This window comes from Rothia nasimurium (assembly GCF_928391935.1).
Lineage (GTDB): Bacteria > Actinomycetota > Actinomycetes > Actinomycetales > Micrococcaceae > Rothia > Rothia nasimurium_D.
Window position 1 is genome coordinate 644,514 of sequence record NZ_CAKMTD010000001.1, and the last position, 23,301, is coordinate 667,814.

Sequence of the window (23,301 nt, forward strand, 5' to 3'; positions counted from 1 at the left end):
GTGAGCACCGGGGCCAGCTAGTGAGGCCGGTTTTTAGGCGCTGTGGATTTCGAGGTCGAAGGCTTCCATGGGCGGGCATTCGCAGACAAAGTTGCGGTCGCCACCGGCGCCGTCGATGCGGCCAACGGGGGTGAAGTACTTGTTCAGTCGCAGGGACTGGACGGGGTAGGCTGCCTGGGAGCGGCTGTAGGGGCGGGTCCATTCGTCGGCGGTGACGACCTCGGCGGTGTGCGGGGCGTTGCGCAGGACGGACTCTTCAACTGCTACCTTGCCGTTGATGACTTCCTGGATTTCAGCGTGGATCAGGGTCATAGCCTCGATGAAACGGTCCAGTTCGGCCAGGGACTCTGATTCGGTGGGCTCGACCATGAGGGTGCCGGGCACGGGGAAGGCCAGGGTGGGTGCGTGGAAGCCGTAGTCCATGAGGCGCTTGCAGACGTCCTCGGCAGTCACGCCGGAGGCGGCGGTCAGCTCGCGCAGGTCCAGGATGCACTCGTGGGCAACCAGGCCGGTCTCACCCGCGTAGAGCACAGGGTAGAGGGAGCCCAGCTTCTTGGCGATGTAGTTGGCCGAGAGGATGGCGGTTTCGGAAGAAGCTCGCAGGCCCTCAGCGCCGGTCATGGCGATGTACATCCAGGAGATGGGCAGTACACCGGCTGAGCCGAACATAGCCTGGGAGATGGGCAGGGGTGCGTCAGCCAGCTGGCCCTGGGCATCTGCCTCGTAGCCGTTGCCGGGCAGGTACTTCTCCAGGTGGGCGCCAACAGCGACGGGGCCGACGCCGGGGCCGCCACCACCGTGGGGGATGGCGAAGGTCTTGTGCAGGTTCAGGTGGGAGACGTCGCCACCGAACTTGCCGGGCTGGGCCAGGCCCATCTGGGCGTTGAGGTTGGCGCCGTCCACGTAGACCTGGCCACCGGCGTCGTGCACCAGCTGGCAGACCTCAACGACCTGCTCCTCAAAGACACCGTGGGTGGAGGGGTAGGTGATCATGATGCCGGCGATGGTGTCGCCGTACTTTTCGATCTTGGCCTTGAGATCTTCGACGTCGATGGAGCCGTCGGGGGCGGTTGCAACACCGGCAACAGCCAGGCCAGCCAGGGCGGCTGAGGCTGCGTTGGTGCCGTGGGCGCTCATGGGGATCAGGACGACGGTGCGCTGGGTATCACCATTTGCCTCGTGGTAGGCGCGGATAGCGCGTAGGCCAGCGTATTCGCCGGACGCACCGGAGTTGGGCTGCAGGGAGATGGCGTCGTAGCCGGTGATTTCAACCAGCCAGGCAGAGAGCTCGTCGATGAGGGCCTTCCAGCCGGCAGCCTGGTCAGCAGGCACGTTGGGGTGGATGGAGGCGAACTCGGGCCAGGAAATGGGTTCCATCTCGGCTGCAGCGTTCAGCTTCATGGTGCAAGAACCCAGGGGGATCATGGTGCGGTCCAGGGCCAGGTCCTTGTCTGAGAGGGAGCGCAGGTAGCGCATCATGGAAGTCTCAGAGCGGTAGAGGTGGAAGACCGGGTGGGTCATGTAGTCGTCGGTCCGCAGCAGGGCCTCGGGCAGCTCGTAGGCGTCGGTCTCCCCCAGTTCCCCGCCCAGGGCAGCAACCAGGTCTTCGAGGACCTCGTCGGTGTGGGATTCGCCCACTGAGATGGAGATACGGTCGGCTGAAATCTTGCGGATGTTGACGCCAGCTTCCAGGGCCTTAGCAACCAGCTCGTCGGCGCGTCCTTCAGCTTCAAAGGCGACGGTGTCGAAGAAAGTCTCGTGGACCAGCTTCAGGCCGGCTGCGGTACCGGCAGCGGCAATGCGGGCGGCCTTGTCGTGCAGGCTGTTGGCGATGGCGCGTAGGCCCTCGGGGCCGTGGTAGACGGCGTAGGCACCGGCGGCGATAGCTAGCAGGGCCTGGGCGGTACAGATATTGGAGGTGGCCTTTTCGCGGCGGATGTGCTGCTCGCGGGTCTGCAGGGCCAGGCGGTAGGCGGGCTTGCCGAAGGCGTCCTGGGAGACACCGACCAGGCGGCCGGGCAGGTTGCGTTCCATGCCCTTGGAGACTGCCATGAAGGCAGCGTGGGGGCCGCCGTACCAGAAGGGCAGGCCAAAGCGCTGGGAGGAGCCAACAGCGATGTCAGCGCCCTGGTGGCCGGGGGCGGTCAGCAGGGTCTGGGCCAGCAGGTCAGCAATGACGGTGACCAGGGCGCCGCGCTCCTTAGCGGCCTTGATGATCGGCTCAATGTCGCGCACCTCGCCGTCGTGGCCGGGGTTGGAGATAATGACGCCGTAGAGGTCGCCCTCGGGCAGGCCGTCGGCAAAATCGGTGATAACGAAGGGGATCCCCAGGGCTTCGGCGCGGCCACGGACGACGGAGAGGGTCTGGGGCAGGGCGCGGGAATCCAGGGCGAAGAAGCCGTTCTTGACCTTACGGTTGGCACGGTGCATCATGACGGCGGCCTCAGCAACAGCGGTTGCCTCATCGAGCAGGGAGGCGTTGGCAATGGGCAGGCCGGTCAGCTCCATGACGGTGTTCTGGAAGTTCAACAGGGCCTCAAGGCGACCCTGGGAAATCTCAGGCTGGTAGGGGGTGTAGGAGGTGTACCAGCCCGGGTTTTCCAGGATGTTGCGGCGAATCACGGCCGGGGTGATGGCGTCGTAGTAGCCTGCACCGATCATCTGGTGCTTGACGACGTTCTGGGCCGCGTAGGAGGCAATCTTCTTCTGGGCCTCAAGTTCGGTTAGGGGGGCAGGCAGGTTCAGGTCGCCTGCCAGGCGGATGTTGGCGGGAATGACCTCGTCGATGAGGGCGCCCAGGGAATCGTAGCCAAGGACCTGAAGCATAGTCTCTTGGTCGGTGGAACGGGGGCCGAGATGGCGGTCAATGAATGACATGGGGGTGACTCTCCAGGGGGTTAGAGGGTTTGCTCAGCCCACAGTGGTGCCCTGTGGGTGTGCCCTCCCCGCTCTGTTAAAACCTGAGAGTTTTGGTTCGCAGCTACCCATCACGCTTGGTAGCGGGCGCGAATTTTGCCCCTTCGGTGGGGGTTTGACGCCCCTCTCCAGAGTTGCCTCACTGAGCGGTACATTTGCCTGAGAGTTTCCCGGGGAGGGTTTGCTCCTTCGGCGCCGGTGCTTGCGGTCCCTCAACCTCAAGCTAGCCGGTCTCTCCCGCACCAGTTGTTACGGCAGTTTCAGTTATATCTCAACTATTGTGCCACACATTACAATTTTGCACCAGCCCGGCCTTGACCTGGGAAAAAGCCCAATCTTGGCCCCCTGCCTAAGACTGAATCCACTGATTGATCCCCCCTTCAACACTGTAGAGGTCACTGAAACCAAGCGAGTTGAGCAGCTGCAGGGCTTTCTGGGACCTTACCCCTGCCGCGCAGTACAGAAGATAACGCCCCTGCCGGTTGGGCATAACGGTGTCCAGGGCAGCCCCCAAGGCCGGGTTATCTACCGCCTGCTCAATGAGCGACAGGGGCAGGTTGAAGGACCCAGGCACAGAAAGGGCTTCATGCTCATAACCCTCCCGCACATCAATGAGGGGAGCCCCCTTAAAGTAATCAGATCCATAGACATCTTCCCAGGCCACCTCTACCCCAAACTGGTCTGGCTCCGCACCGGGCGGCTCAGGCAGGACGTCACCCCCCGCCTTCCCCGCAGTAAGGCCAGGAGCCGGGGCGGGGGCGTCCTTATCCAGGGCACTAGAACCCGGCTGCACCCGAGGGAGTGCCGGGCGGCCAGAAGCTACCAGGGGGATGTATTCCCACCGGCCGGTCAGACCAGTGTAATAAGCCACCTCCCCCATCAGCGGGTTACCGGCACCCGTCACAATCTTGATGACCTCCATCGCCATTGAGGTACCAACAACCCCCGCCAAAGCCCCTATCACACCGGCTGTAGCACAGTTAGGAACCGAACCAGGCTCAGGCTCCACCGGGTAAAGATCCTCATAGACCGGCCCCCGCCCAGCCCAAAAGACAGACATCTGGGCATCAAAACCTAAAATCGCCCCCCAAACGTGAGGAATACCAGCTGCCGCAGCTGCCCGGGAGGCAGCATAGCGGGTAGAAAAGTTATCAGAACCATCAACCAGCACATCAATATCGGCCAGCAGGTCAGCGGCCGAGTCCTCGGCAAAACGGGCCTTGACCGTCTCAACCTGAATCAGAGGATTAAGCTCCCGCATGGTCTGGGCCGCCGAATCAGCCTTCGACGCCCCCACCCGGGCATAGGAGTGAATAACCTGCCGGTGCAGGTTGGATGGCTCCACGACATCGTCATCAATAATCACCACCCGGCCCACCCCAGCCCCGGCCAAATACAGCAAGGCAGGCGAACCCAAACCACCTGCCCCAATAACCGCCACCGAGGCGTCCTGCAAGCGCTTCTGCCCAGCCTGCCCCACCTCAGGCAGAATCATCTGCCGGCCGTAGAGCTGGTAGGCCAGGGGAGAAAAATCAGAAGACATAGCAGCTAAATCCTTACCAATCGACAAAAACCATTATTGAGCAGGGGTATCAATACCAACCCACTGCACCGCCCCACTGGTGAGCTCCTGCTCCTTCCAAATAGGAACCTCAGCTTTGATACGGTCAGCAAGGCGCTCGCAGGCGGTAAAGGCGGTGCCCCGGTGGGCAGCAGCTACCAGGACTGTCAGCGCCGACTCCCCGATGGGGATGGGGCCAACCCGGTGAACAGCCCAGATTCGAATACCAGGAATCTCATCAGCTACAGACCGGGCAACCGTCGCAATCGCATCAGAAGCTAGGGGGTGGGCCGTATAAGACAGGGCAGAAACAGCCTGGCCGTGGTCGTGGTCCCGCACGATACCGTCAAAGACAACCAGGGCACCCATGGCCCGGGTCATGGTGGCCCCTTTAGCGTCTGCCAGCAGGGGCTCAAGGGGCTCTTCTGTGATATTGGTGTGGACAACTATCGATTCGACCGGTTCTAGGGGCCGGCCTGCATAAGGGTTTGCCGGGGAGGGGCTAATCGGCTTTTCTGGTTTAGTGGTCATGGTTGTCCTTCAGCTGGTGGCAGATATGGGATACCAGAGGGGTCAAGACGGCACAGCCGTCTTTCACTCCCCCCGTGGAGCCGGGCAGGGTCATGATGAAACTGCGGCCAATCAAACCTGCTATTCCGCGTGAGAGTACAGCAGCGGGGGTGCTTTTGAGGCCCTCTACCCAGAAGGCCTGCATGATTCCGGGGATTTCAGCGGTGAGGTGGGGGCGGATTGCTTCCACCGTGAGGTCATCAGAGTTCAGGCCGGTACCGCCACTGGTCAGAATGAAGGTGGGGAGGTTGCCACCTGCCACAAGCCTGTTGAAATAGGGCTGGAAGTCAGCGTCGGCAAGGACGATAGCATCGGGGGTGTCAAAGCCCTGCTCCCGGAGCCAGGATACAGCCAGGGGGCCAGATTTATCCCGGTAGATACCCTGGGCGGCGCGGGTGGAGGCAACAATCACGAGGCCAGTTGAGCCCTCAGGTAGGGAGGAGGTTGTACTCATTTAGGCCACTTTCCAGTCTCCGGATTTTCCGCCGCTTTTTTCAAGGACCCGGATCCCGGTAATTTCTGCGTGCTTATCGACAGCTTTGACCATGTCATAGAGGGTCAGGGCTGCACCGGAAACGGCGGTGAGTGCTTCCATCTCAACCCCGGTAACGCCCCGGGTTTTGACGAGGGACTCAATGCGGACCCGGTCTGGGTGACGTTCAAAGTCAACGGTCATTTTGCCCAGGGGTAGGGGGTGGCAGAGGGGGATGATCTCGCTGGTTTTTTTAGCTGCCATGATTCCGGCGACCCGGGCCAGGGGCAGGGCGTCCCCCTTAGGGAGGTTAGCCGTGAAGAGTTTTTCAAGGACGTCCGGGCGGGTCACCAGGTAGCCTTCCGCGATAGCTGTGCGGGTGGTTTCCTTCTTGTCGGTAACGTCAACCATGTGAGCGCTCCCGTCGGCACGGACGTGGGTGAGCTGGGTGCTGTCTGCAGGCTGAGTGGGGTTAGGGGCTGTCATGGGTTCCTTATAAGGGTAGCTACCTGGTTGAGTCGGGGTTGATTATAGGGGTATTACGGTGACGGTCTTACCGGCGGTATAGACCACATCCGGTTCAAGTTCGATGAGGGCCTGGGCCTGGGCGGCCCGGTGGAGCAGGTGGGAGCCGGTGGCCGGATCCGGGGTGGCCAGGGTGAGGACGGCCCCGCCCTTCTGAACTTCTGCCTTAAGGCTTGCCCGCCGGTACTGGGTTTTACCGGCAGGTGCCTGCAGGGCCTGATCGGTGACCAGGATAGCCTCTCGCCTGGAAACTGGTCGGCCCGCGAGCGCAGCCAGGGTGGGCCTAAGCAGGAGGTGGTAGCTGATGAGGGTGCTGACCGGGTTGCCCGGCAGGCAGAGGACGGGCAGGGGGGATGAGCCGCTGCCAGGTAGCAGCGCTATCCCTTGGGGGCCGCCGGGCTGCTGGGTTACATGCCCAAACCAGGTCTGGGGTGCCAGCCGGGTCAGGCCCTTTCTGACTACTTCGTATTTTCCGGCGCTGATGCCTCCGCTGGTGACTACCAGGTCCGGGTGGAATCTTTCCACTGCCTCGGTCAGTCCGGTGCAGAAGTCCTCGGTGGAGTCGCTCGTAGCTAGGCGCTCGGTGATGCATCCGTCGTGTTCTGCCAGGGCGCGGAGCATAGGGCCGTTGGCGTCAAAAATGGTTCCGGCAGCTGGTGGAACCTGGGCGGTGTCACCTTCCCCCGGGCTCGGGTGGGGGGCCAGCTCGTCCCCGCCGGTGACCACCAGGAGCCGGAGTTTTTCCCGGACGGGCACCTGCCCGATCCCCTGGGCGGCAAGGGCCCCCAGCAGGGCGGGGGTCAGGGGGGTTCCGGCAGGAGCAAGCAGCTCACCGGCTAGGATGTCTTCACCGATGTTCCGCACGAACTGGCCCAGCTCGGCCACCGGGATCTCTACCTGCCCACCAGCGGGGGCAAAACCGGCCTGGTCGGCTTCAGCCCCAATCACCCGGGTGAGTTCAACCGGTACCACTGCCCTATAACCGGCAGGCAGGGGCGCACCTGTCATGATCGGGTAGGCCAGGTGATCGGCCACCGCATGGCCCCTGGTAGCTGATCCTGCCGGGATATCTGGCCCCACCTGGAAAATGCGCCGGGGGGCGGTTGCGCCGGTAGCGGTCAGGGCATACCCGTCCATCTGGGAGTTGGTAAAGGAGGGGGCCGGGTAGGGGGCAGTCAGGTCCTCAGCGAGGACCCGCCCGGCTACCTGTCCCAGCGGCAGGGTTTCACTGCGGGCAGGCAGGGTTTCAGCCAGGATGCTGTGGATGAGACTGGCGTACTCAGTAGGGGCGTAGTGGTCGCCGGTGGGCAGGGCAGGGTGGCTCACAGGCGGCCTCCTTTCAGGGTGAATATCCAACGGATCAGAACTGCCCATGCCAAGAGGGCCAGGTAGATGGCAATGAGCATGAGGGCAGCGCCTAGGGCCTGATCCATCTGGTTTGAGCCCAGGGCTAACTCAATCGACAGGGGAATTGTGCGGGTTGCCCCCTCAACGTTACCGGCGAAGGTGATGGTTGCCCCGTACTCTCCCAGGGCCCGGGCAAAGGCCAGCAGGGCGGCGGTCGCCAGCCCCGGGGCGGCTAGGGGCAGCAGGACGCGGGTACTCACTTGGGTAGCGTTCGCCCCCTCCAGCCGGGCTATTTCTTCGCATTCAACAGGTAGGGCTCGGAGGGACGTTACGGTAGTGGCTATGAAGAAGGGCAGAGCTACAAAAAGCTGGGCAAGCACCACGGCTAAAGGGGTGTAGGCAATGCTCAGCCCTAGGTTTTCCAGGTGGGCCCCCAGCACACCGCGGCGCCCCCAGAAAAAGAGCAAGGCTAGGCCCGATACGACGGGGGAAAAAATAATAGGGGCATAGATCAGGCTGTAGAGGGTGCCCACCAGGAACCGGTGGCGGGTTCGCTCTAGAACAGTGGCAAGGACGAGGGCGGTGGGGGTCCCCAACAGGGCGGCCAGGGCGGTGGTGGTTAGGGAGGTTCCCAGGGTCAGGCCGGTTGCAGTCAGAAGCTGGGGGGAGGTAAGAACCTGGGGCAGGTTCCCCCAGGGGGCCCGCACTATCAGGGCCAGCACCGGGGCTAGGGCGAGGCCCAGGGTAAGGAGGGCAGGGACGAGGGCCCAGGCAGGCACCGCTGTAAAAAGCGGCCTGCGGGGGTGGCGATGAGTCGTCCCTGAAGTCATATCTACCAGTTTAGGGGGTGGTAAAGCCGTGGCGGGTAAGAATGTCCCGGGCCTGCTCTGATTCCAGGAGCCAGGTGGAAAAATCCATGGCTGCCGGGTTACCCTGCCCCCGCTGGGTCAAAGCCAGCGGATAGCTGTTAGGTTCAACCTCAGGCAGGGGAATGACCTGCACCCCTTCGAGGGTGGCGGCGTCGGTGGTGTAGATAAAACCGGCATCAGCCTGACCGGTAGCCAGCTTGGTTGTGACCGCCGAAACGCTGTTTTCTTGGGTGGCGGAGGAAGGAACCAACTGAGCCCGGTCCAGTTCGGCAGCAGCTAGCCGGCCACAGGGAACCTCCGGGGCGCACAGGGCCGTGATGACCCCGTCCTGCCCGAGATCTTCTAGGGAATCAACCCCAGCAGGGTTACCCGGGGCGGTAGCCAAAACCAGGGTGTTGGACGCTAAAAGGGTTGGCTCCCCGGTCAATTCTTGGGGGGCAACCTCCCTCGCCCGGTCCATAGACACCGTATCAGCGGTAATTAAGAGATCAGGGGTGGCACCCTCTTGCAGGTGGGTGACCAACTGGGCGGAGCCTGCGTAGGTGGCCTTAATATTGATTTCCGGGTGGGCTTGCTGGTACTCCGCAATGAGGGCATCCCCAGCTACCCCTAGGGAGGCAGCTGCGAACAGTTCAACCTCAGCCCCCTCCTGCCCGCTACATGCGGTAACAGCCAGGGGGACTAGGGCAAGGACGGCTAGAAGGCGGCGGGTGGGGGGCACAAGAACTCCGGTTGGTTTGGACAATCTGACGGGGCTGGCTCCAAGGACCATGCTTCCATTAGATTAGGGTATAGTCGGGTGGTTTTTGACTCCAGGTCACAGACCCTCAACAAGATCTCAAAATATTAATTTTTTTCGCGTGGAGAGAGTGGCAATGCCCCGGTCTAACCAACACAATGCCCCGGTCCCCCTGGGCACCGTGATCCCGGTGTGGGTGAGCTCAAGATCCGCCGACGCGCCGACGTCCGGCCCCCTTGCCGACCGCTGGGGTAGAACCGCCACCGACCTGCGTATCTCCCTCATGGATAAGTGCAACCTGCGCTGTGTCTACTGCATGCCCGCCGAGGGGCTCAACTGGCTCCCGGGCAGCCAGCTTCTCACCCTCGACGAGGTAGTCCGCCTGGTACGGGTGGGTGTGAGGGATCTGGGGATAGAAGAGGTCCGTTTTACCGGCGGTGAGCCCCTGGTACGGGCCGATTTGACCGACATTATCGCAGCCGTCCACTCCGACCACCCCCACCTGCCCATCGCCCTGACCACCAACGGCATAGGGCTTGAGAAAAAAGTGGATGCCCTGGCAGCAGCCGGACTTAACCGGGTCAATGTCTCCCTCGACACTATCTGCCCCGAAACCTTTGCCCAGCTCACCCGCAGAGACAAGCTGGCCTCCGTGCTCACCGGAATTGAAGCAGCCGCAGCAGCCGGGCTCACCCCCCTCAAAATCAACGCGGTACTCATGGCCGGCGTCAACGATGAACAGGGCCACGAGCTCCTAGCTTGGGCCCTGGATGGGGGCTACCAGCTCCGTTTTATCGAGCAGATGCCCCTGGACGCCGACCACAACTGGACGCGCGAAGGCACCATCACCGCCGAGCAGATTCGTCAGCGCCTGGCCGACCACTACGACTTGCTGCCCCACGGGCGTCCGCGCGGGGCTTCCCCCGCAGCACTCTGGGACGTCTACCCGCTCGGTCACGCCGCTACAGCGGAGCCCCTGGGGCAGGTGGGTATCATCGCCTCGGTTACCGAGCCCTTCTGCTCAGCCTGCACCCGCACCCGCATCACCGCCGACGGCAAGGTGCGCTCCTGCCTCTTCTCCCTGACCGAGACCGACCTCATGGGCGCCCTGCGCGGCGGAGCCAACGACGCTGAACTCGCCCAGATCTGGCGCGGAGCCATGTGGACCAAGCCCAAGGCCCACGGCAAGGACACCGTCGGCTTCGACACCCCCGATTTCACCCAACCTACCCGATCCATGAGCGCCATTGGCGGCTAACTCACCAAGGACACCCTCATGCAGATTAACTTCTTCGCAGCAGCCCGGGCGGCAGCAGGCCGTCCCAGCCTCACCCTCGACCCAGCCCAGCTACCTGCCCCCACCCTCGCCCAGGTTCGTACCTACCTGGCAGAAGAATTTACCGGCAGCACTCCCTCGGGCCAGACCCTAGCCGATATTCTGCCGCGCTGCACCTTCCTGGTTGACGGGGTTGCCGCCACCGGCGGGCAACTCGATGACCCGGCCCTCCTGACGCAGGCTGAGCGCCTGGACGTACTCCCGCCCTTTGCCGGTGGCTAGGAGGAAAACCCGGTGAACACCCCCAGCTACTCAGCCCTGATCCTGGCAGGCGGACGCTCCTCCCGCCTGGGCGGGGTGCCCAAGGCCCTGCTCTCCAACGGTGATCACACCCTGCTCGACGGGGTACTCGCCGCCTGCGCCGGGGCCGTTGCCCGGGTTGTGGTGGGCCCAGCAGAACTGGCCCTACCCGCGGGGGTCTTGCAGACCCGGGAGGAACCGGCCTTCGGTGGGCCCGCTGCCGGTATTTCCGCTGGGCTGAGCGCCCTCAAGAAAACCAACCCGGGTTTCTTGAGCTCGTCCCAGCACTGGGTGCTAGTTCTTTCCTGTGACCTGCCCCGCGTTGGGGCCGCAGTTCCCCTGCTCCTTGAGGCGGCGGCATCCGCACCGGAGCAGGTGACCGGCTACTGGGCTGTGGCGGAGGGTATCACTCAGCCCCTGCTGGGCGTCTACCGGGCCGCTGCCCTGGCCCCTGCCTTTGCAGGGGATACCGCCAACGCCTCCGTCCGCCGTTTTCTCAGCCCCCTTGAACCCGCAGAGCTAGAACTACCTGCCGAACTGACCGCCGACGTTGATACCTGGGAGGCCGCCCGCGCCGCAGGCTACACCCAGGCACCGCCCCAGCCCTAAGGAGAGCCCCCGTGCACCATACCAGCTGGCACCAGGCCAGGCAGCTCCTGCACCGGGCGGGGGCAGCTCTGACCCTCACCGAAGAAGAGGTCCCCCTCGCTGAAGCCATCGGCAGAACCCTGGCCCGCGACGCCCGCGCCCTGCTGCCCGTTCCCCACTATGACTCCTCAGCTATGGACGGCTACGCCACCGCCGGGGCCCCGTCCTGGCAGGTACTGACCCACCCGCCAGCTGCCGAGGGCGAGAACGTCCACCGCAAAACCCTCCCCCTCGCTCCCGGCCAGGCCACCCCAATCCTGACCGGCGGGTTGCTTCCACCGGGTACCGAAGCTGTCATCCGCCAGGAACATGCCCTGCTAGAAGGCAACACGCTTAGCCCCGACCCCCGTTTTTTTAGTGACCGGGGATACCCCAGTCCGGGGGCCGACATCCGCCGGGCGGGTGAAGAGCTCCCCGCAGGCAGCAGCGTGCTTGCCGCGGGCACCCGTATCACCGCCCGGCACCTCGGCGCCCTCGCCACCCTCGGTCTCGATACCCTGACCGTAACCGCCCGCCCAACCGTGGCTATCGCCTACACCGGCAACGAAATTATTACCGCAGGTCTGCCGGGCCCCGGCCAGGTACGCGACGCCTACTCCCTCGCCTTCCCCACCATCATCGAAAACCTGGGGGCATCAGTCACCAGCACCTGCCGCCTACCAGACAGCAAAACCAAACTCACCGACTGGCTCACCACCACCCAAGCCAACCTACTCCTGATCACCGGCGGCTCCTCAACCTCCACCGCCGACTGGGTCCGCCGCGCCCTCCACGACCTCCAAGCAACCTACCTCTTCGAATCCGTCGCCGTCCGCCCCGGCCACCCAGCCCTAGCCGCCCACCTACCAGCCAGCAGCAACCCGGCTGCCCCCCTCGTCCTGGGCCTGCCCGGCAACCCCCTAGCCGCCTACACCGCCCTCTACTCCTACCTCACCCCCTGGCTCACCGGCACAACCACAACACCCCTAGCTGACCTGCCCACCGGCGTCCTCACCCACAAGGTACCCGGCTACCGCAAACACGATTTGCGCCTCCTCCCCGCCACCCTCACCCCCTCACCTGACGGGGCAACCCTCACCCCCCTGCCCAAAACCCAATCCCACATGCTCACCTCCTTCGCAACAGCGGACGCCCTCGCCCTCGTCCCACCAGACGGAGCAACAGCAGGCAGCACCGTCAGCTACCTGCCCCTCACCTAAACCACCCCACCCCAGCCCCCACCAAAAACCCATATAATGGCAAGGTCACACAGTGCGCCCCTCACCCCATAGAAGCAGGAAAAACAGCGTGCCCCAGCCAAAACTCGGCGACGTCGCCGCCCTCGCAGGTGTCTCCCCCACCACCGTCTCCCGGGTACTCAACAACCGCGGCTACATCTCAGAAGCAACCCGCGCAAAAGTCTACGACGCCATGAAGCAAATCGGCTACCGGCCCAACGCCATCGCCCGATCCCTCCAAGGCCAAAAAAGTCAGCTCATCGGGCTCATCTTCCCCTCCGTCGCCAACCCCTTCTACGGCGAAATGGCCTACCGCATCGAATCCCACCTAGCCGACCACGGCTACAAAACCATCCTCTGCAACTCCAACGACCACCCCGAATCCGAACAACGCTACCTCGACATGCTCCTCGCCAACCAGGTCGACGGAGTCATCACAGGCGCCCACTCCCACGTCGTCGAAAACTTCCCCCACTTCGGCGCCCCCCTAGTCACAATCGACCGAGTTGACACGGGAAAAGCCCCCAACGTCTCCTGCGATAACTTCGACGGCGCCTACCGGGCAACCCGCCTCCTCATAGAAACCGGGGCAACCCACATCGCCCATATCACCTCAACCCTCTCCCCCGATAACAAACGACAACAGGGCTACCACCACGCCATCCAAGAAGCCGGACTCACCCCCTACCTCCTCGAACTAGGATTCACCACCCCACACGCCACCACCCGTGAAAAAATCGAATCCTACCTACAAGAGAACCCTCAGGTCACAGCAATCTTTGCTTCAAATGATCTCTACGCCGCTGCCGTCCTCGACTATGCCAGTGACCGGGGGATGGCTGTCCCAGAGCAGCTCCAGGTCATCGGCTTCGACGGCACCGAAGCCGTCCGTTCCCTCCTGCCCCATCTCACCACCGTCGTCCAACCCATCGACGCCATCGCCCAACGGGCCGTTGCCCAACTAGTTCACGCGATCTCCGGCAGCGAAGAACCCCTCACCGGCTGTGACGTTCTCCCGGTAGATATCAGCTACGGGAGTACAACCCTGTAGCGCCAAAACCAATAAAACCCAGGGGCGCAAACATATTGCTTGCGGCCCCTGGGCCATCGCGATAAGAGGAAATCTACTTAGTTACCGCTGGTGTTCTTGTAACGGTAGATGAAGGTTGCCATAGCGTCACGGTTAATAGCTTCGACGGGACGGAAGGTCTTATCGGGCCAGCCGGTAGTAATTTTCTGTGAGCTAAGCCAGGAGATTTCCTTGTAGAACTGGTTCTGGGGAGTCACATCGACGAAGGCTGAGGTTTTCGGGGCTGTGTATGCTGGGCTACCTGCCAAGCGATAGAAGAAAGCGGCCATAGCATCCCGGTTGACGGCTTCTTCAGGATGGAAGGTCTTATCAACGAATCCGGTTGTAATCTTCTTGGAAGCCATCCACTCAATTTCCTTGTAGAACTGGTGATCAGTGGGGACGTCCGAAAAGGTTGGCTTTGCAGGAGCTGTGAAGGCAGGTGAGCCTGCCATACGGTAGAAGAAAGCGGCCATTGCACCACGCTCAATACTGGTGAGCGGGCGGAATTCCTTATGGGTTCCCATGTCCCAGCCGGTGGTGATGCCCTGTTTACTCAACCAATTAATTTCAGAGAAGTAGGGCAGCCCGGGGGGAACGTCACTGAAGATTTGGCCGGGGGCAAGCTGCGGTACAGGAGCCGGAGCTGATTCCGTTGTGGGCTGGCCCAGCCGCTTGGCAGCTGCCACAGCGGCCCCGGTGTTGAGCTGGCGGTAGCCGCTGGCGTCGCTGCCGGTGCTCTTGAGGGTGTTGCGGATCTGCTCAATGGTCATGCCGGGGTGGACCTGCTTCATGAGCGCGATGGTGCCAGCGACCATGGGGGCTGCCTGGGAGGTGCCGTAGAGACCGGAGAAGGTGGGGGTGGTGGCGGTGGTGCGGCCTGCGTTGGAGGTTGAGTTGACCTGTTCGTAGAGGGTTCCGCCCGGTGCTACGACGTCGAGCATCTCACCCCAGTTGGAGTAGCGGGTGATGGTGTTTGCAGAGTTCGTGGATCCTACCACGATAGCGAAGTAGCAGTTGGCGGGGGTCCACCAGTTGGCGTTCTGCCCTGCATTGCCTGAGGCGACGACGACGGGTACGCCTCGGGAGTAGGCTCCCTTGACGGCGGCGTCCATTGCTGAGGGGCAGGTGGTTTCGGGCCAGGCGAGGGAGGCATTGACGACGGTTGCGGGGTTGGGGTTTTTGGGGGCGCCTGGGACGGTGCCACCTGATGCCCAGACGATACCGTCGGCTATGTCTGAGGCGTATCCCCAGCCGTTGACGCCGAGGACGCGTACCGGCTGGATTTTGGCTCGGGGGGCGACACCTGCCAGGCCGGTTCCTTGGGCAGCGGCGGCGGCGATACCGGCGACGTGGGTGCCGTGCCAGTTGGAGGGGGTTTCCCCTGAGAAGGTTCCTATGTCGGTGGGGTTGGAGTCTCGGCCACCGCCGTCGCGGGCGTATTCGTCGGTGGAGATGAAGTCGTAGCCGGGTACGACGTTGCCGTCGAGGTCAGGGTGCTTGGTGATACCGGTGTCCACGATGGCGATGGTGGTGCCGGAGCCGTCTGCGGTGGCCCAGGCGGGGGCGACGTTAGAGACGCGGAAGTTCCAGAGGGTGCCGTAGAGGGGCTCGGAGGGGGCTACGGTGGCCGCTGATTGAACGGCCTTGACGAGGTAGTCAGGTTCTACGGCGACGACGGCTGGGTCGGCTTCGAGGGCGGCGATGGCTTGGTCTTGGTCTGCGTCTGTTAGGGCGGTGTCTGTTTTGATGACGCCTGAGGTTGTGTCTTCACCGACTGAGTTTTTGATGACTGCTGCTTCATCGACGACCGGGGTGTTTTCGATGGCCCGGTCGATGACGCTTTGGCGGTCTTCGAGGGGGAGGTTTTCGGCGAAGGTGACGATGAGGCGGTCGGTATCTTTGACGAGGTCTTGGGTGGCTGCTGCGGTGAGGGGGTCTTCTGTTGGGGTGGTTGCGGTTACCGGGGTGAGGGTGCTGAAGAGCAGGGTGGCGAGGAGGCCGGTGGTGGCCCAGCGGCGGGTGCGCTTGTGGTGGTGCATAGTGTTACTTAGTGTCAGGTTTAGGGCTGGGGGAGGTTTTTGGAGACTTGGGTGGTGGGGGCTGGGTGGAGCATTCCGAGGGCGGGTTTGCCGCCTTTGAAGCGGAAGAGTTCGATGAAGCCGTGGCGGGCGTAGAGGGAGGCTGACCGGTAGGTGGAGGCTTCGAGGTAGGCGGGGTGTTCGCCGAGTTGTTCGCGGCGGAAGTCGAGGAGGTGGGAGCCGATTCCGTGGCCTCGGGCGGTGTCGTGGACGCCGATGGTGTAGAGGTACCAGTGTTCGAATTTGGGTCGGGCGGCGAGGAGGCGGAATTCGGTGATGGTTGCTTTGAGCAGGCCTCGGCCGAGGACCTTGTAGTAGTCGGGGAGGGCTTTGAGGTCGGCTATGAGGTTGCCTTTTTGGGCTTCGGGTGAGAGCCAGAGGGCTGCGCCGAGGACGGTGCCGTCGGGGGTGACGGCGATGTCGATGGTTCCCTTGGGGCCGTAGGTGGTGCGGATTTGGAAGTCGAAGAGTGCCCGGACGGTGTCAATGCGGCCGTCCCCGCCCATGGCCTTGCTCATGACGGGGTCGTGGGCGAAGGCGTTGGTGAGGGCTTCGATGACGCCGGGGTAGTCGGCTTCGGTTGCTTCGCGCACGGTAAAGTCGTGGTTTTCAGGCATGGTTGTCCCCTCTTGTGTGGTGGTGTGATGTTTCTAGGTTACCTGGCCTGGGCTCTGCTGACGAGAAAAAACTCGCCCCGTCTCCGTCCTTGGTATTTAGGACGGAGACGGGGCGGGTTTGCTCCTTGGGCAAGGTTGACCGGTTAGACGGTTGCTACCTTGGCGGCTACGGAGATGAGGTTGTCACCTGCTGAGACGCTGCCACCGGCTACTACTGCTAGGGCGGTGGAGTCGACGGTCTTCTTGGCGTTGGTGATGACCAGCGGGGTGGTCAGGGGGTAACCGGCGGCCTGGATGGCGTCCATGTCGAATTCGACGAGGACGTCGCCGCGCTTGACGATGTCGCCCTTCTTTACCTTCGGTTCGAAGTGCTTGCCGTCGAGTTCTACGGTGTCGAAGCCGATGTGCATGAGCAGTTCGATTCCGTTGTCGGTGCGCATGCCGATGGCGTGGCCGGTGGGGAAGGCAACGGTGACCTTACCGTCGGCGGGTGCGTAGAGCTTGCCTTCGGTGGGTTCGACGGCTGCGCCGGGGCCGAGGGCGCCGGAGGCGAAGGTAGGGTCTGATACTGCAGAGAGTTCAAGGGCGGTGCCGTTGAGGTGGGCGCCCAGTTCGAAGCCTTCGGTGGTAGCGGTTGAGGACGCGGCGGCAGCGGCTACAGGGGCTGCAGCAGCTGCGGGGGCTGCGGTTTCAACGTCTTCTTCAGCGACCTGGCCTGCGAAGGCACGCTTACCGTAGATGAAGGAGGCGCCGGTGGACAGGACAGCTGAGGTGAGGATGGCAATGATGAAGCCCATCCAACCCATGCCCTGGGAGGGGTCAATGGAGGGCAGGCCCAGGAAGCCGGCGGCACCCAGACCAGAGGCCTTGACGCCGAAGATAGCGATGAGGGTTGAGGCAACTGCTGAGGCGCCCATACCGATGTAGAAGGGCCAGCGTAGACGTAGGTTGACGCCGAAGATGGCGGGTTCAGTAATACCGAGGAAGGCTGAAGGAGCGGTTGCACCTGCCAGGGCCTTCATCTTCTTGTCCTTGGTGGTCAGGTAGACGCCGAGAGCGGCACCGCCCTGGGCGACGTTAGCCATGGAGGCGATAGCGAAGATGAAGGAGCCACCTGCTGCCAGCAGCTGCAGTTCAATGGGCGGGAAGGACTGGTGCAGACCGGTGATGACGATCGGTGAGTAGATCAGACCGAAGAGGAAGCCACCGACGGGGCCGGCTGCGGTGTAGAGCCAGTTGATGCCTTCACCGAGCAGAGTACCCAGCTTGAACATGGGCGGGCCGACCAGCATGAAGGTGGCAAAACCGGTGATCAGGAGGGTGAGGGTGGGGGTGAACATGAAGTCGATGGTGCCCTTGAGCACCTTGTGGAAGAACTTCTCGATGTTGGCCAGGATGAAGGAGACCAGGATGACGGGCAGGACGGTGCCCTGGTAGCCAGCCTGCTGGACCTGGATGCCGAAGACATCCCAGTAGGTCATGGTGCCTTCTTCGAGGGCTGCTGCTACGCCGTAGCCGTTGACCAGGGTGGGGAAGACCATGGCAGCGCCCATGGTCATGCCGAGGTAGGGGTTACCGCCGAAGACCTTGGTGGCGGTGAAGCCGACGAGGACGGGCAGGAAGGCGAAGGCTGCGGCAGAGAGGAGGTTGACGATGCCGGCGAAGCCTTCCCAGGCGGGGTAGAGCTCGATGAGGGACTTCACTGGATCGAAGATCTTGGGGGCGGTCAGGACGTTGTTGAGCGCCATGAGCAGACCGGTACCGACCAGCACGGGGATGATCGGCAGGAAGATCTCTGAGACGGTCTTGATGAAGCGGGTGAAGAGGTTACCCTGGTTAGCTGCGACGTTCTTGAGTTCGTCCTTGGAGACCTGCTTCATACCGGAAGAGGCCATGTGCTTGTAGACCTCGTCAACGTCGCCGGGGCCCACGATGATCTGGAACTGGCCGGAGTTGTTGAAGGTACCCTTGAGGTCTTCGTCGTTGTCCAGGGCGGCCTGGTTGACGGCGTTCATGTCTTTGAGCACCAGTCGCAGGCGGGTGGCGCAGTGGGCGCCCGCTGCGATGTTGTCCGCGCCGCCGACGGCGGTGAGGACGCGCTCAGCCACGGATTTGTGATCCATGTGTTCTCCTTGTGGTTGGGCCAGGTTTTCCCCGCTGTGGTGTGGTTCAGTCCCGGCACGAGTGTGTATGCAGTCTTTCAGATATTGTCTGAAAAACAAACATGCCAATCGTTTGACATATTAGCACCAAAACGTAGCCTAGAACACTCTTATTACCAGAGTCTGATACCCCTTTTTAGCCCCGTATTTTCAGCCCGCAAGACCCCTCTCAAACCCACATAAAAACAGGTAAACCCTCGCGGGGGCTAGCCTGCCCCAACAAGTAAGCCCCCACCTGCAGATAGACAGGTGCCCGCTCCCCCAGTCGGGGTAGCGGGCACCTCACAATCTTCGGATCAGCCTTAGGCCTGGCGTTGAACCGTCAGGAAATCTCCACCTGCTGCCACATGCTGGCCTTGGCCAGCGATCGTCAGGTCAGCAACGGCTTTTTTAGCATTGGTAATCACCAGCGGGGTGGTCACGGGGTAACCGGCTGCCTTGACCTGCTCCAGGTCAAATTCCACCAGCACCTGGCCCTGGGTGACCCGATCCCCCTTGGAGACCTTCGAGTCAAAGAACTTACCTTCTAGCTCAACGGTATCGAAGCCGACGTGAATCAGGATCTCCAGCCCGTCGTCGGTCCGCAAGCCAATAGCGTGACCGGTGGGGAAAGCTACTGTGACCTCAGCGTCAGCGGGGGCAACAACCCGGCCCGCCGTCGGCTCAATGGCAGCCCCGGGACCCAGGGCGCCGGTTGCAAACATCTGGTCGCTGACCTGGTCTAGGGCAACTACGGTTCCCTCAAGGTGGGCTACCAGCTGGCTGCTGGTGCCGCTGCTGGGAGCGGGGGCCTGGGAGGCTGCTGATTCGTCAGTGCCGCCAAAGAGCTTTTTGAAGAAACCTGCCATGGTTGTGTCCTCACTGTGAGAGTGTTTGAGTTTCTGAGCCCCAGACTACCACTGTGACCGGGATCTAGCAGGTGGAGGAGGTAATGTGCCGTTTCCATTAACCGGCATTTTTACCTTTACTCGGGCAGGACGGCTACAGCCAGCTCGCGGACGGCTTCCGGCTTGGTCAGCTGCACGGTACGGGCGGTGCCGTGGAAGAAGGTTCTTGAGGAAAAGGCCTCGGCTCCGCCGTCCATGAAGAGTTCGGTTCCGGCAGCGTCAATGAGAAGTTCGAAGCTCCGGGTTGGTGCTGGCACAAGGGCCCGGGTGCGCACGTCACCGCCCACATGGTAGCGGGTTCCACTGCGGTCGAGGCGGGCGGAGTCTTCGCTGAAGGTGAGGGTGAGGGCCGGGCCCTTCGCGTCCTCAATGACGAGATTAACGGGGCCTGCGCTGACGTCCACGGTGCCGGTCAGACGGAAGACGCGGGCGTCCTTCAGCTCCGGCAGGGTTCCGTCTGCTGCCACCTGGGCGGGGGTGAGGGGCAGGGCGGTGTTCAGTTGCTCGACGGGGTTTTGGTAGACCTTGCCGTCGCGGACGGCGAGCGCCCTGGGGTAGGTCATCTGGTGGACCCAGTGGTTGTCCCAGGAGGGCAGGTCGTCCTGGTCGGCGTTGCCGAACCAGCCCAGCATGATGTGTTCTCCGGCGGGGGTGAGGGTGTTGGAGTAGACCTGGGGGGCGTAGAATTCGGTGCCTGCGTCGAGTTCGGTGAAGGGGGTGGTGACGGTGAGGTGGAGGCCGTCGAGGGTTCCGGCGACGTAGCCGGTTTGGAAGATGTTCTGGTATTTTTCGCCGTCGGGTTCCATGCCCTGGGGGCTGAAGATGAGGACGGCGGTTTCTTGGCCGGTGACTTCATCTGTTTGGAAGATGAGGTTGGGGCATTCGTACATGTAGCCGAGGTCGGTGAGGGTGGGGTCTGAGAAGGTGAGTTCGCCGGCGAAGTCCCAGGTGCGGCGGTCGGTGGAGGTGTAGACGACGACGGCGCCGGTGAGGTTTTCGCGTTGGGCACCGATGACGGCCCACCAGTGGCCGTTGCGTTCGAAGACGTGGGGGTCGCGGTAGTGGGCGGTGTAGCCTTCTGCGGGTCCTGAGATGAGGGGGTTGTTGGGGTGGCGGCGGAAGGTTTCGCCTCCGTTGGTGGAGGTGAAGAGGGCCTGGTAGGTTTCGCGGTTGCCGTCGTCGTCTTTGACGTTGCCGGTGTAGAAGAATTCGAGGTCGCCATTGGGGGCGACAATGCCGGAGCCGGAGTAGCAGCCGTTTTTGTCGTACCACTTGATGGGGGCGATGGCGGTTTTCTGGTCCTGCCAGTGGGTGAGGTCTTCGCTGGTGGCGTGGCGCCAGAAGACGGCGCGGATGGGGTGGACCGGTGAGTACTGGTAGAAGGCGTGGTAGGTGCCGTCGTGGTAGACCAGGCCGTTGGGGTCGTTGAGGCGGCCGACGGGCGGTGCCAGGTGCAGGGCCGGGTAGTCGGGGTCGGTGCGCACCTGCTCGTGGTAGGTGGCATAGGCTTGCTCGGCAGCTGCGAGCAGTTCGGCGGCGTCCGGACGTCCGGGCTTAGTCACGCGGGGCTCCTTGAGTGGGTGCGGTAACGGGTTCTGTCAATCGTTGATCATATCCAGCTTACCTCTTGCCTTCCCTGGAGCCTTAGGCCTATGGGGCACAGAGCAGACCGGCAAATATTCCAGTTTGTGATAGGGGCTAGCCCACGAAGGTTCTACCGGCAGAGGCTGGTGGTGGCGCTTACGGCCAGATGGTCAGAATCGCCCACCTGCTGGTAGGTTATATCCTCGCTGTTAGCCGGTGGCCCCTGCATGAGTATGATGTGGTCGATGGGGGCCTTCATTCCTAGGAGCCCACCTACCGGCCAGGTTCCCTCAACCTGCTGGGCGGCCATAGCTGCGTCGGCCCCCAGCTGTGAGCTCGCTCCGGCGTAGCTGGCTAGGCTCCCGTGGAGTAGGGTTGCGTTGAAGTCGCCGGCGATGAGGTCGGGGCGGTTCTTGTCGTGGGCCAGGCGGTCAATGGTGGCTAGGTCGTCGCGCCACTGGGGCATGTAGGAGGGGACGGGCGGGGCGGTATGCACCGCTAGCAGTGAGGGGTGGCCTGTGCCCTGGTTTTCAGGGGTCAGCAGGAGGGCGCCGAAAGTCATGGGTACCTCTTGCGCGGTGTAGGTGCCCAGCCGGTCACTCACCAGGGTCAGGGTAGGGGCGATGTGGGTTCTCTCGCTGGTGGAGGTGAACACCTGGTAGCCCGGTACCCCACTAGCCAGGGCTGGTGTATCGGGTGAGACTTCAGGAAGGACCAGAAAATCTGGTTCATCGGCCAGTAGCTGGGCTAGGGACTGAGCGGTCAGGGTGTCCAGGGCGTTGTAGGTAGTAACCCGGTAGGGCTGCATATTCACGCACCCAATAGCGGGTACTGCGCGTGCCTGGTAGCGCCCAGCCCCGTAGGGGTCGGTGACAGCCAGCAGACTAGAAGCGGCACAGGCTACCGCCGTCAGCCCGGCAAGGCAGCGGGTGATTCGGCTGGTTGCTCGGCGCAGCGCCACCGGCAGGGCCACTATCAGGACGCCCGCCCCGGCTACCGCAAGCAGGGTGGGGAAAGCGACGGCCTGGGCTATGATCAGGCGGGTGGTCAGCCATGCGGTGACCGGGTGCCCCGGCAACACCAGGATAGCCAACCAGGTCAGAGCAGCAGCCAGCAACAGGCACCAGAGTGTGCGAATCAGAGTCTTACCCATGGCCCCAGCCTAACTAAAGCTAACAGGCAAGGGAAGAGGTGGGGCGCGTCCGTCCTTAAACAAAAAAGCCGCAAGGGCGGCAACCCGTAACGGGTGCCGCCCCTGCGCCAAAGATAAGAAAAGTAAGAAACTTACTTGAGGGTGACGGTTGCGCCAGCGCCTTCGAGAGCTTCCTTAGCCTTCTCAGCGTCTTCCTTGGAAACGCCTTCGAGAACGGGCTTGGGAGCGCCGTCAACGAGGTCCTTAGCTTCCTTCAGACCCAGTGAGGTGAGGGCGCGAACTTCCTTAATAACGCCGATCTTCTTGTCGCCAGCTGATTCGAGGATAACGTCGAATTCTGACTGCTCGTCAGCGCCACCTGCAGCGTCGCCACCGGCAACACCAGCAACAGCAACGGGAGCAGCTGCGGTTACGTCGAACTCTTCTTCGAAAGCCTTGACGAATTCTGAAACCTCAACGAGTGAGAGTTCCTTGAATGCTGCAATGAGTTCTTCGATTGAAAGCTTAGCCATGAGTTTGGCTCCTTCTTTGATTCAGTTGCAAGCCGGTTTCTGGCTTGCGAGCTTGAAAATTTTGGGGTGGCCCAGGGGGCCTAAAGTCTGGTGTGAAAGTCAGCAGAAGCGATTACTCGGCTTCGGGTGCTGCGCCTTCTGCTTCTTCCAGCTTGATACGCAGAGCGTCAACGGTGCGAGCAACCTTTGCGATTGCGCCCTTTGCGCCGCCTGCGACCTTCGCAAGAAGGACCTCGCGTGATTCGAGGTTTGCAAACTTGTTGATACCAGCTTCGTCGAGAGCTTCGCCCTCGAAGTAACCGCTCTTAACGATCAGCTGGGGGTTAGCCTTGGCAAAGTCACGCAGACCCTTCGCAGCATCAATGAAGTCGCCCTTGATGAATGCGATTGCGCTGGGGCCGTGGAGCTGACCATCGAATGCGTCGATGCCAACTTCCTTAGCCGCAATAGCGGTCAGAGTGTTCTTTACCACGGCGTACTCGGTCTCAGCGCCCAGTGCACGACGAAGTTCCTTCATCTGTGCAACGGTGAGACCACGGTACTCGGTGAGAATTACGCCGTTTGAGGCTTCAAGGAGTTCCTTGATCTCAGCGACGGCAGCAATCTTATCCTGTGTTGCCATGGTGTTCCTTCCAGTTCTTATCCCGCCAGGCCAACAAAAAATGCCTCGGCGCGTAGGCGTCGAGGCATAATACAAGCCCAGCATTCACTGGTTTGTATTCTGTTATCTTCACCTACGCAGGTGGGCGGTTGGCCCTTATCGTGCCTGTAAAAGGCACAGACCGGCGGTCTTTGG

The 23,301-nt window shown here is 62.4% G+C and carries 20 protein-coding genes, 2 pseudogenes and 2 riboswitches; of the genes and pseudogenes, 5 read left to right on the forward strand and 17 right to left on the reverse strand.

Annotated elements, in window-relative coordinates:
- Positions 1-33: 33 nt before the first annotated feature.
- The 8 genes from gcvP to modA all read right to left on the reverse strand — a co-directional run bounded on the left by gcvP (position 34) and on the right by modA (position 9,032).
- Positions 34-2,877, reverse strand: a complete 2,844-nt coding sequence (gcvP, locus tag L7A15_RS02930) for an aminomethyl-transferring glycine dehydrogenase (RefSeq protein WP_237188693.1) — start codon at positions 2,875-2,877, stop codon at positions 34-36.
- A gap of 63 nt (positions 2,878-2,940) precedes the next feature.
- Positions 2,941-3,053, reverse strand: a riboswitch (glycine riboswitch).
- Positions 3,054-3,166: riboswitch (glycine riboswitch) on the reverse strand.
- A gap of 99 nt (positions 3,167-3,265) precedes the next feature.
- On the reverse strand, positions 3,266-4,459 hold the full coding sequence (locus L7A15_RS02935; RefSeq protein WP_237188695.1) for a ThiF family adenylyltransferase: 1,194 nt from the start codon (positions 4,457-4,459) through the stop codon (positions 3,266-3,268).
- A gap of 33 nt (positions 4,460-4,492) precedes the next feature.
- The gene (locus L7A15_RS02940) at positions 4,493-5,008 is read right to left on the reverse strand and encodes a molybdenum cofactor biosynthesis protein MoaE (protein WP_237188696.1); all 516 of its coding nucleotides are present in this window, start codon (positions 5,006-5,008) and stop codon (positions 4,493-4,495) included.
- On the reverse strand, positions 4,998-5,501 hold the full coding sequence (locus L7A15_RS02945) for a MogA/MoaB family molybdenum cofactor biosynthesis protein (protein WP_237208861.1): 504 nt from the start codon (positions 5,499-5,501) through the stop codon (positions 4,998-5,000). Before L7A15_RS02945 ends, L7A15_RS02940 begins: the two co-directional genes overlap by 11 nt.
- Positions 5,502-6,005, reverse strand: a complete 504-nt coding sequence (gene moaC / locus L7A15_RS02950) for a cyclic pyranopterin monophosphate synthase MoaC (RefSeq protein ID WP_272878662.1) — start codon at positions 6,003-6,005, stop codon at positions 5,502-5,504.
- Positions 6,006-6,047: 42 nt separating this feature from the next.
- A complete protein-coding gene (locus L7A15_RS02955) occupies positions 6,048-7,370 on the reverse strand; it encodes a molybdopterin molybdotransferase MoeA (protein WP_237188700.1) in 1,323 nt (440 codons plus the stop codon).
- Positions 7,367-8,221 carry an ABC transporter permease subunit gene (locus tag L7A15_RS02960; protein ID WP_237200226.1) on the reverse strand — a complete coding sequence of 285 codons (855 nt, stop codon included), beginning with the start codon at positions 8,219-8,221 and terminating at the stop codon, positions 7,367-7,369. The genes L7A15_RS02955 and L7A15_RS02960 overlap by 4 nt, the downstream gene beginning before the upstream one ends.
- A 10-nt stretch (positions 8,222-8,231) precedes the next feature.
- On the reverse strand, positions 8,232-9,032 hold the full coding sequence (gene modA / locus L7A15_RS02965) for a molybdate ABC transporter substrate-binding protein (RefSeq protein WP_237200225.1): 801 nt from the start codon (positions 9,030-9,032) through the stop codon (positions 8,232-8,234).
- Between the two features lie 103 nt (positions 9,033-9,135).
- On the opposite strand from modA, the gene moaA reads away from it, so the two are divergent.
- The 5 genes from moaA to L7A15_RS02990 all read left to right on the forward strand — a co-directional run bounded on the left by moaA (position 9,136) and on the right by L7A15_RS02990 (position 13,491).
- Positions 9,136-10,257, forward strand: coding sequence for a GTP 3',8-cyclase MoaA (gene moaA, locus L7A15_RS02970; protein WP_237212272.1), 1,122 nt, complete (start codon positions 9,136-9,138; stop codon positions 10,255-10,257).
- Between the two features lie 18 nt (positions 10,258-10,275).
- Positions 10,276-10,557 (forward strand): MoaD/ThiS family protein, encoded by a 282-nt coding sequence (locus L7A15_RS02975; RefSeq protein WP_237208863.1) that lies wholly within the window; start codon positions 10,276-10,278, stop codon positions 10,555-10,557.
- Between the two features lie 12 nt (positions 10,558-10,569).
- Entirely contained in the window at positions 10,570-11,184 is a 615-nt protein-coding gene (gene mobA / locus L7A15_RS02980; protein WP_237208864.1) for a molybdenum cofactor guanylyltransferase, read from the forward strand.
- Between the two features lie 11 nt (positions 11,185-11,195).
- On the forward strand, positions 11,196-12,422 hold the full coding sequence (locus L7A15_RS02985) for a molybdopterin molybdotransferase MoeA (RefSeq protein ID WP_237208865.1): 1,227 nt from the start codon (positions 11,196-11,198) through the stop codon (positions 12,420-12,422).
- A gap of 88 nt (positions 12,423-12,510) precedes the next feature.
- Entirely contained in the window at positions 12,511-13,491 is a 981-nt protein-coding gene (locus L7A15_RS02990; RefSeq protein WP_237208866.1) for a LacI family DNA-binding transcriptional regulator, read from the forward strand.
- A gap of 77 nt (positions 13,492-13,568) precedes the next feature.
- On the opposite strand, the pseudogene L7A15_RS10750 reads toward L7A15_RS02990, so the two are convergent.
- From L7A15_RS10750 to rplJ, 9 genes and pseudogenes are all read right to left on the reverse strand, one after another.
- Positions 13,569-14,117, reverse strand: a pseudogene (locus tag L7A15_RS10750) (S-layer homology domain-containing protein); the annotation flags it as partial.
- A gap of 129 nt (positions 14,118-14,246) precedes the next feature.
- Positions 14,247-15,551 (reverse strand): annotated as a pseudogene (locus tag L7A15_RS03000) (S8 family serine peptidase); the annotation flags it as partial.
- Positions 15,552-15,571: 20 nt separating this feature from the next.
- Positions 15,572-16,207 carry a GNAT family N-acetyltransferase gene (locus L7A15_RS03005; protein WP_237208867.1) on the reverse strand — a complete coding sequence of 212 codons (636 nt, stop codon included), beginning with the start codon at positions 16,205-16,207 and terminating at the stop codon, positions 15,572-15,574.
- A gap of 143 nt (positions 16,208-16,350) precedes the next feature.
- On the reverse strand, positions 16,351-18,330 hold the full coding sequence (locus tag L7A15_RS03010) for a sucrose-specific PTS transporter subunit IIBC (protein ID WP_237208868.1): 1,980 nt from the start codon (positions 18,328-18,330) through the stop codon (positions 16,351-16,353).
- Between the two features lie 341 nt (positions 18,331-18,671).
- Positions 18,672-19,217: a PTS sugar transporter subunit IIA gene (locus L7A15_RS03015; RefSeq protein WP_237208869.1), complete on the reverse strand. Its 546-nt coding sequence runs from the start codon at positions 19,215-19,217 to the stop codon at positions 18,672-18,674.
- A gap of 116 nt (positions 19,218-19,333) precedes the next feature.
- Positions 19,334-20,818, reverse strand: a complete 1,485-nt coding sequence (locus tag L7A15_RS03020) for a glycoside hydrolase family 32 protein (RefSeq protein WP_237208870.1) — start codon at positions 20,816-20,818, stop codon at positions 19,334-19,336.
- A gap of 152 nt (positions 20,819-20,970) precedes the next feature.
- Positions 20,971-21,993 carry an endonuclease/exonuclease/phosphatase family protein gene (locus L7A15_RS03025; RefSeq protein WP_237208871.1) on the reverse strand — a complete coding sequence of 341 codons (1,023 nt, stop codon included), beginning with the start codon at positions 21,991-21,993 and terminating at the stop codon, positions 20,971-20,973.
- A 131-nt stretch (positions 21,994-22,124) separates the two neighbouring features.
- Complete coding sequence (gene rplL, locus L7A15_RS03030; RefSeq protein WP_237188725.1) at positions 22,125-22,505, reverse strand: 50S ribosomal protein L7/L12; 381 nt, start codon at positions 22,503-22,505, stop codon at positions 22,125-22,127.
- 112 nt (positions 22,506-22,617) lie between these two features.
- Complete coding sequence (rplJ, locus tag L7A15_RS03035; protein ID WP_237188727.1) at positions 22,618-23,127, reverse strand: 50S ribosomal protein L10; 510 nt, start codon at positions 23,125-23,127, stop codon at positions 22,618-22,620.
- Between the last annotated feature and the right edge of the window lie 174 nt (positions 23,128-23,301).

Bases quoted from the DNA above. Each gene is read 5' to 3' on its own strand.
- moaA (WP_237212272.1), top strand. From the start codon at position 9,136: ATGCCCCGGTCTAACCAACACAATGCCCCGGTCCCCCTGGGCACCGTG.
- L7A15_RS03015 (WP_237208869.1), bottom strand. From the start codon at position 19,217: ATGGCAGGTTTCTTCAAAAAGCTCTTTGGCGGCACTGACGAATCAGCA.
- L7A15_RS02945 (WP_237208861.1), bottom strand. From the start codon at position 5,501: ATGAGTACAACCTCCTCCCTACCTGAGGGCTCAACTGGCCTCGTGATT.
- L7A15_RS02935 (WP_237188695.1), bottom strand. From the start codon at position 4,459: ATGTCTTCTGATTTTTCTCCCCTGGCCTACCAGCTCTACGGCCGGCAG.
- L7A15_RS03025 (WP_237208871.1), bottom strand. From the start codon at position 21,993: ATGGGTAAGACTCTGATTCGCACACTCTGGTGCCTGTTGCTGGCTGCT.
- rplJ (WP_237188727.1), bottom strand. From the start codon at position 23,127: ATGGCAACACAGGATAAGATTGCTGCCGTCGCTGAGATCAAGGAACTC.
- L7A15_RS03005 (WP_237208867.1), bottom strand. From the start codon at position 16,207: ATGCCTGAAAACCACGACTTTACCGTGCGCGAAGCAACCGAAGCCGAC.
- L7A15_RS02960 (WP_237200226.1), bottom strand. From the start codon at position 8,221: ATGACTTCAGGGACGACTCATCGCCACCCCCGCAGGCCGCTTTTTACA.
- modA (WP_237200225.1), bottom strand. From the start codon at position 9,032: ATGGTCCTTGGAGCCAGCCCCGTCAGATTGTCCAAACCAACCGGAGTT.
- L7A15_RS02940 (WP_237188696.1), bottom strand. From the start codon at position 5,008: ATGACCACTAAACCAGAAAAGCCGATTAGCCCCTCCCCGGCAAACCCT.
- L7A15_RS03010 (WP_237208868.1), bottom strand. From the start codon at position 18,330: ATGGATCACAAATCCGTGGCTGAGCGCGTCCTCACCGCCGTCGGCGGC.
- moaC (WP_272878662.1), bottom strand. From the start codon at position 6,005: ATGACAGCCCCTAACCCCACTCAGCCTGCAGACAGCACCCAGCTCACC.
- L7A15_RS02975 (WP_237208863.1), top strand. From the start codon at position 10,276: ATGCAGATTAACTTCTTCGCAGCAGCCCGGGCGGCAGCAGGCCGTCCC.
- rplL (WP_237188725.1), bottom strand. From the start codon at position 22,505: ATGGCTAAGCTTTCAATCGAAGAACTCATTGCAGCATTCAAGGAACTC.
- gcvP (WP_237188693.1), bottom strand. From the start codon at position 2,877: ATGTCATTCATTGACCGCCATCTCGGCCCCCGTTCCACCGACCAAGAG.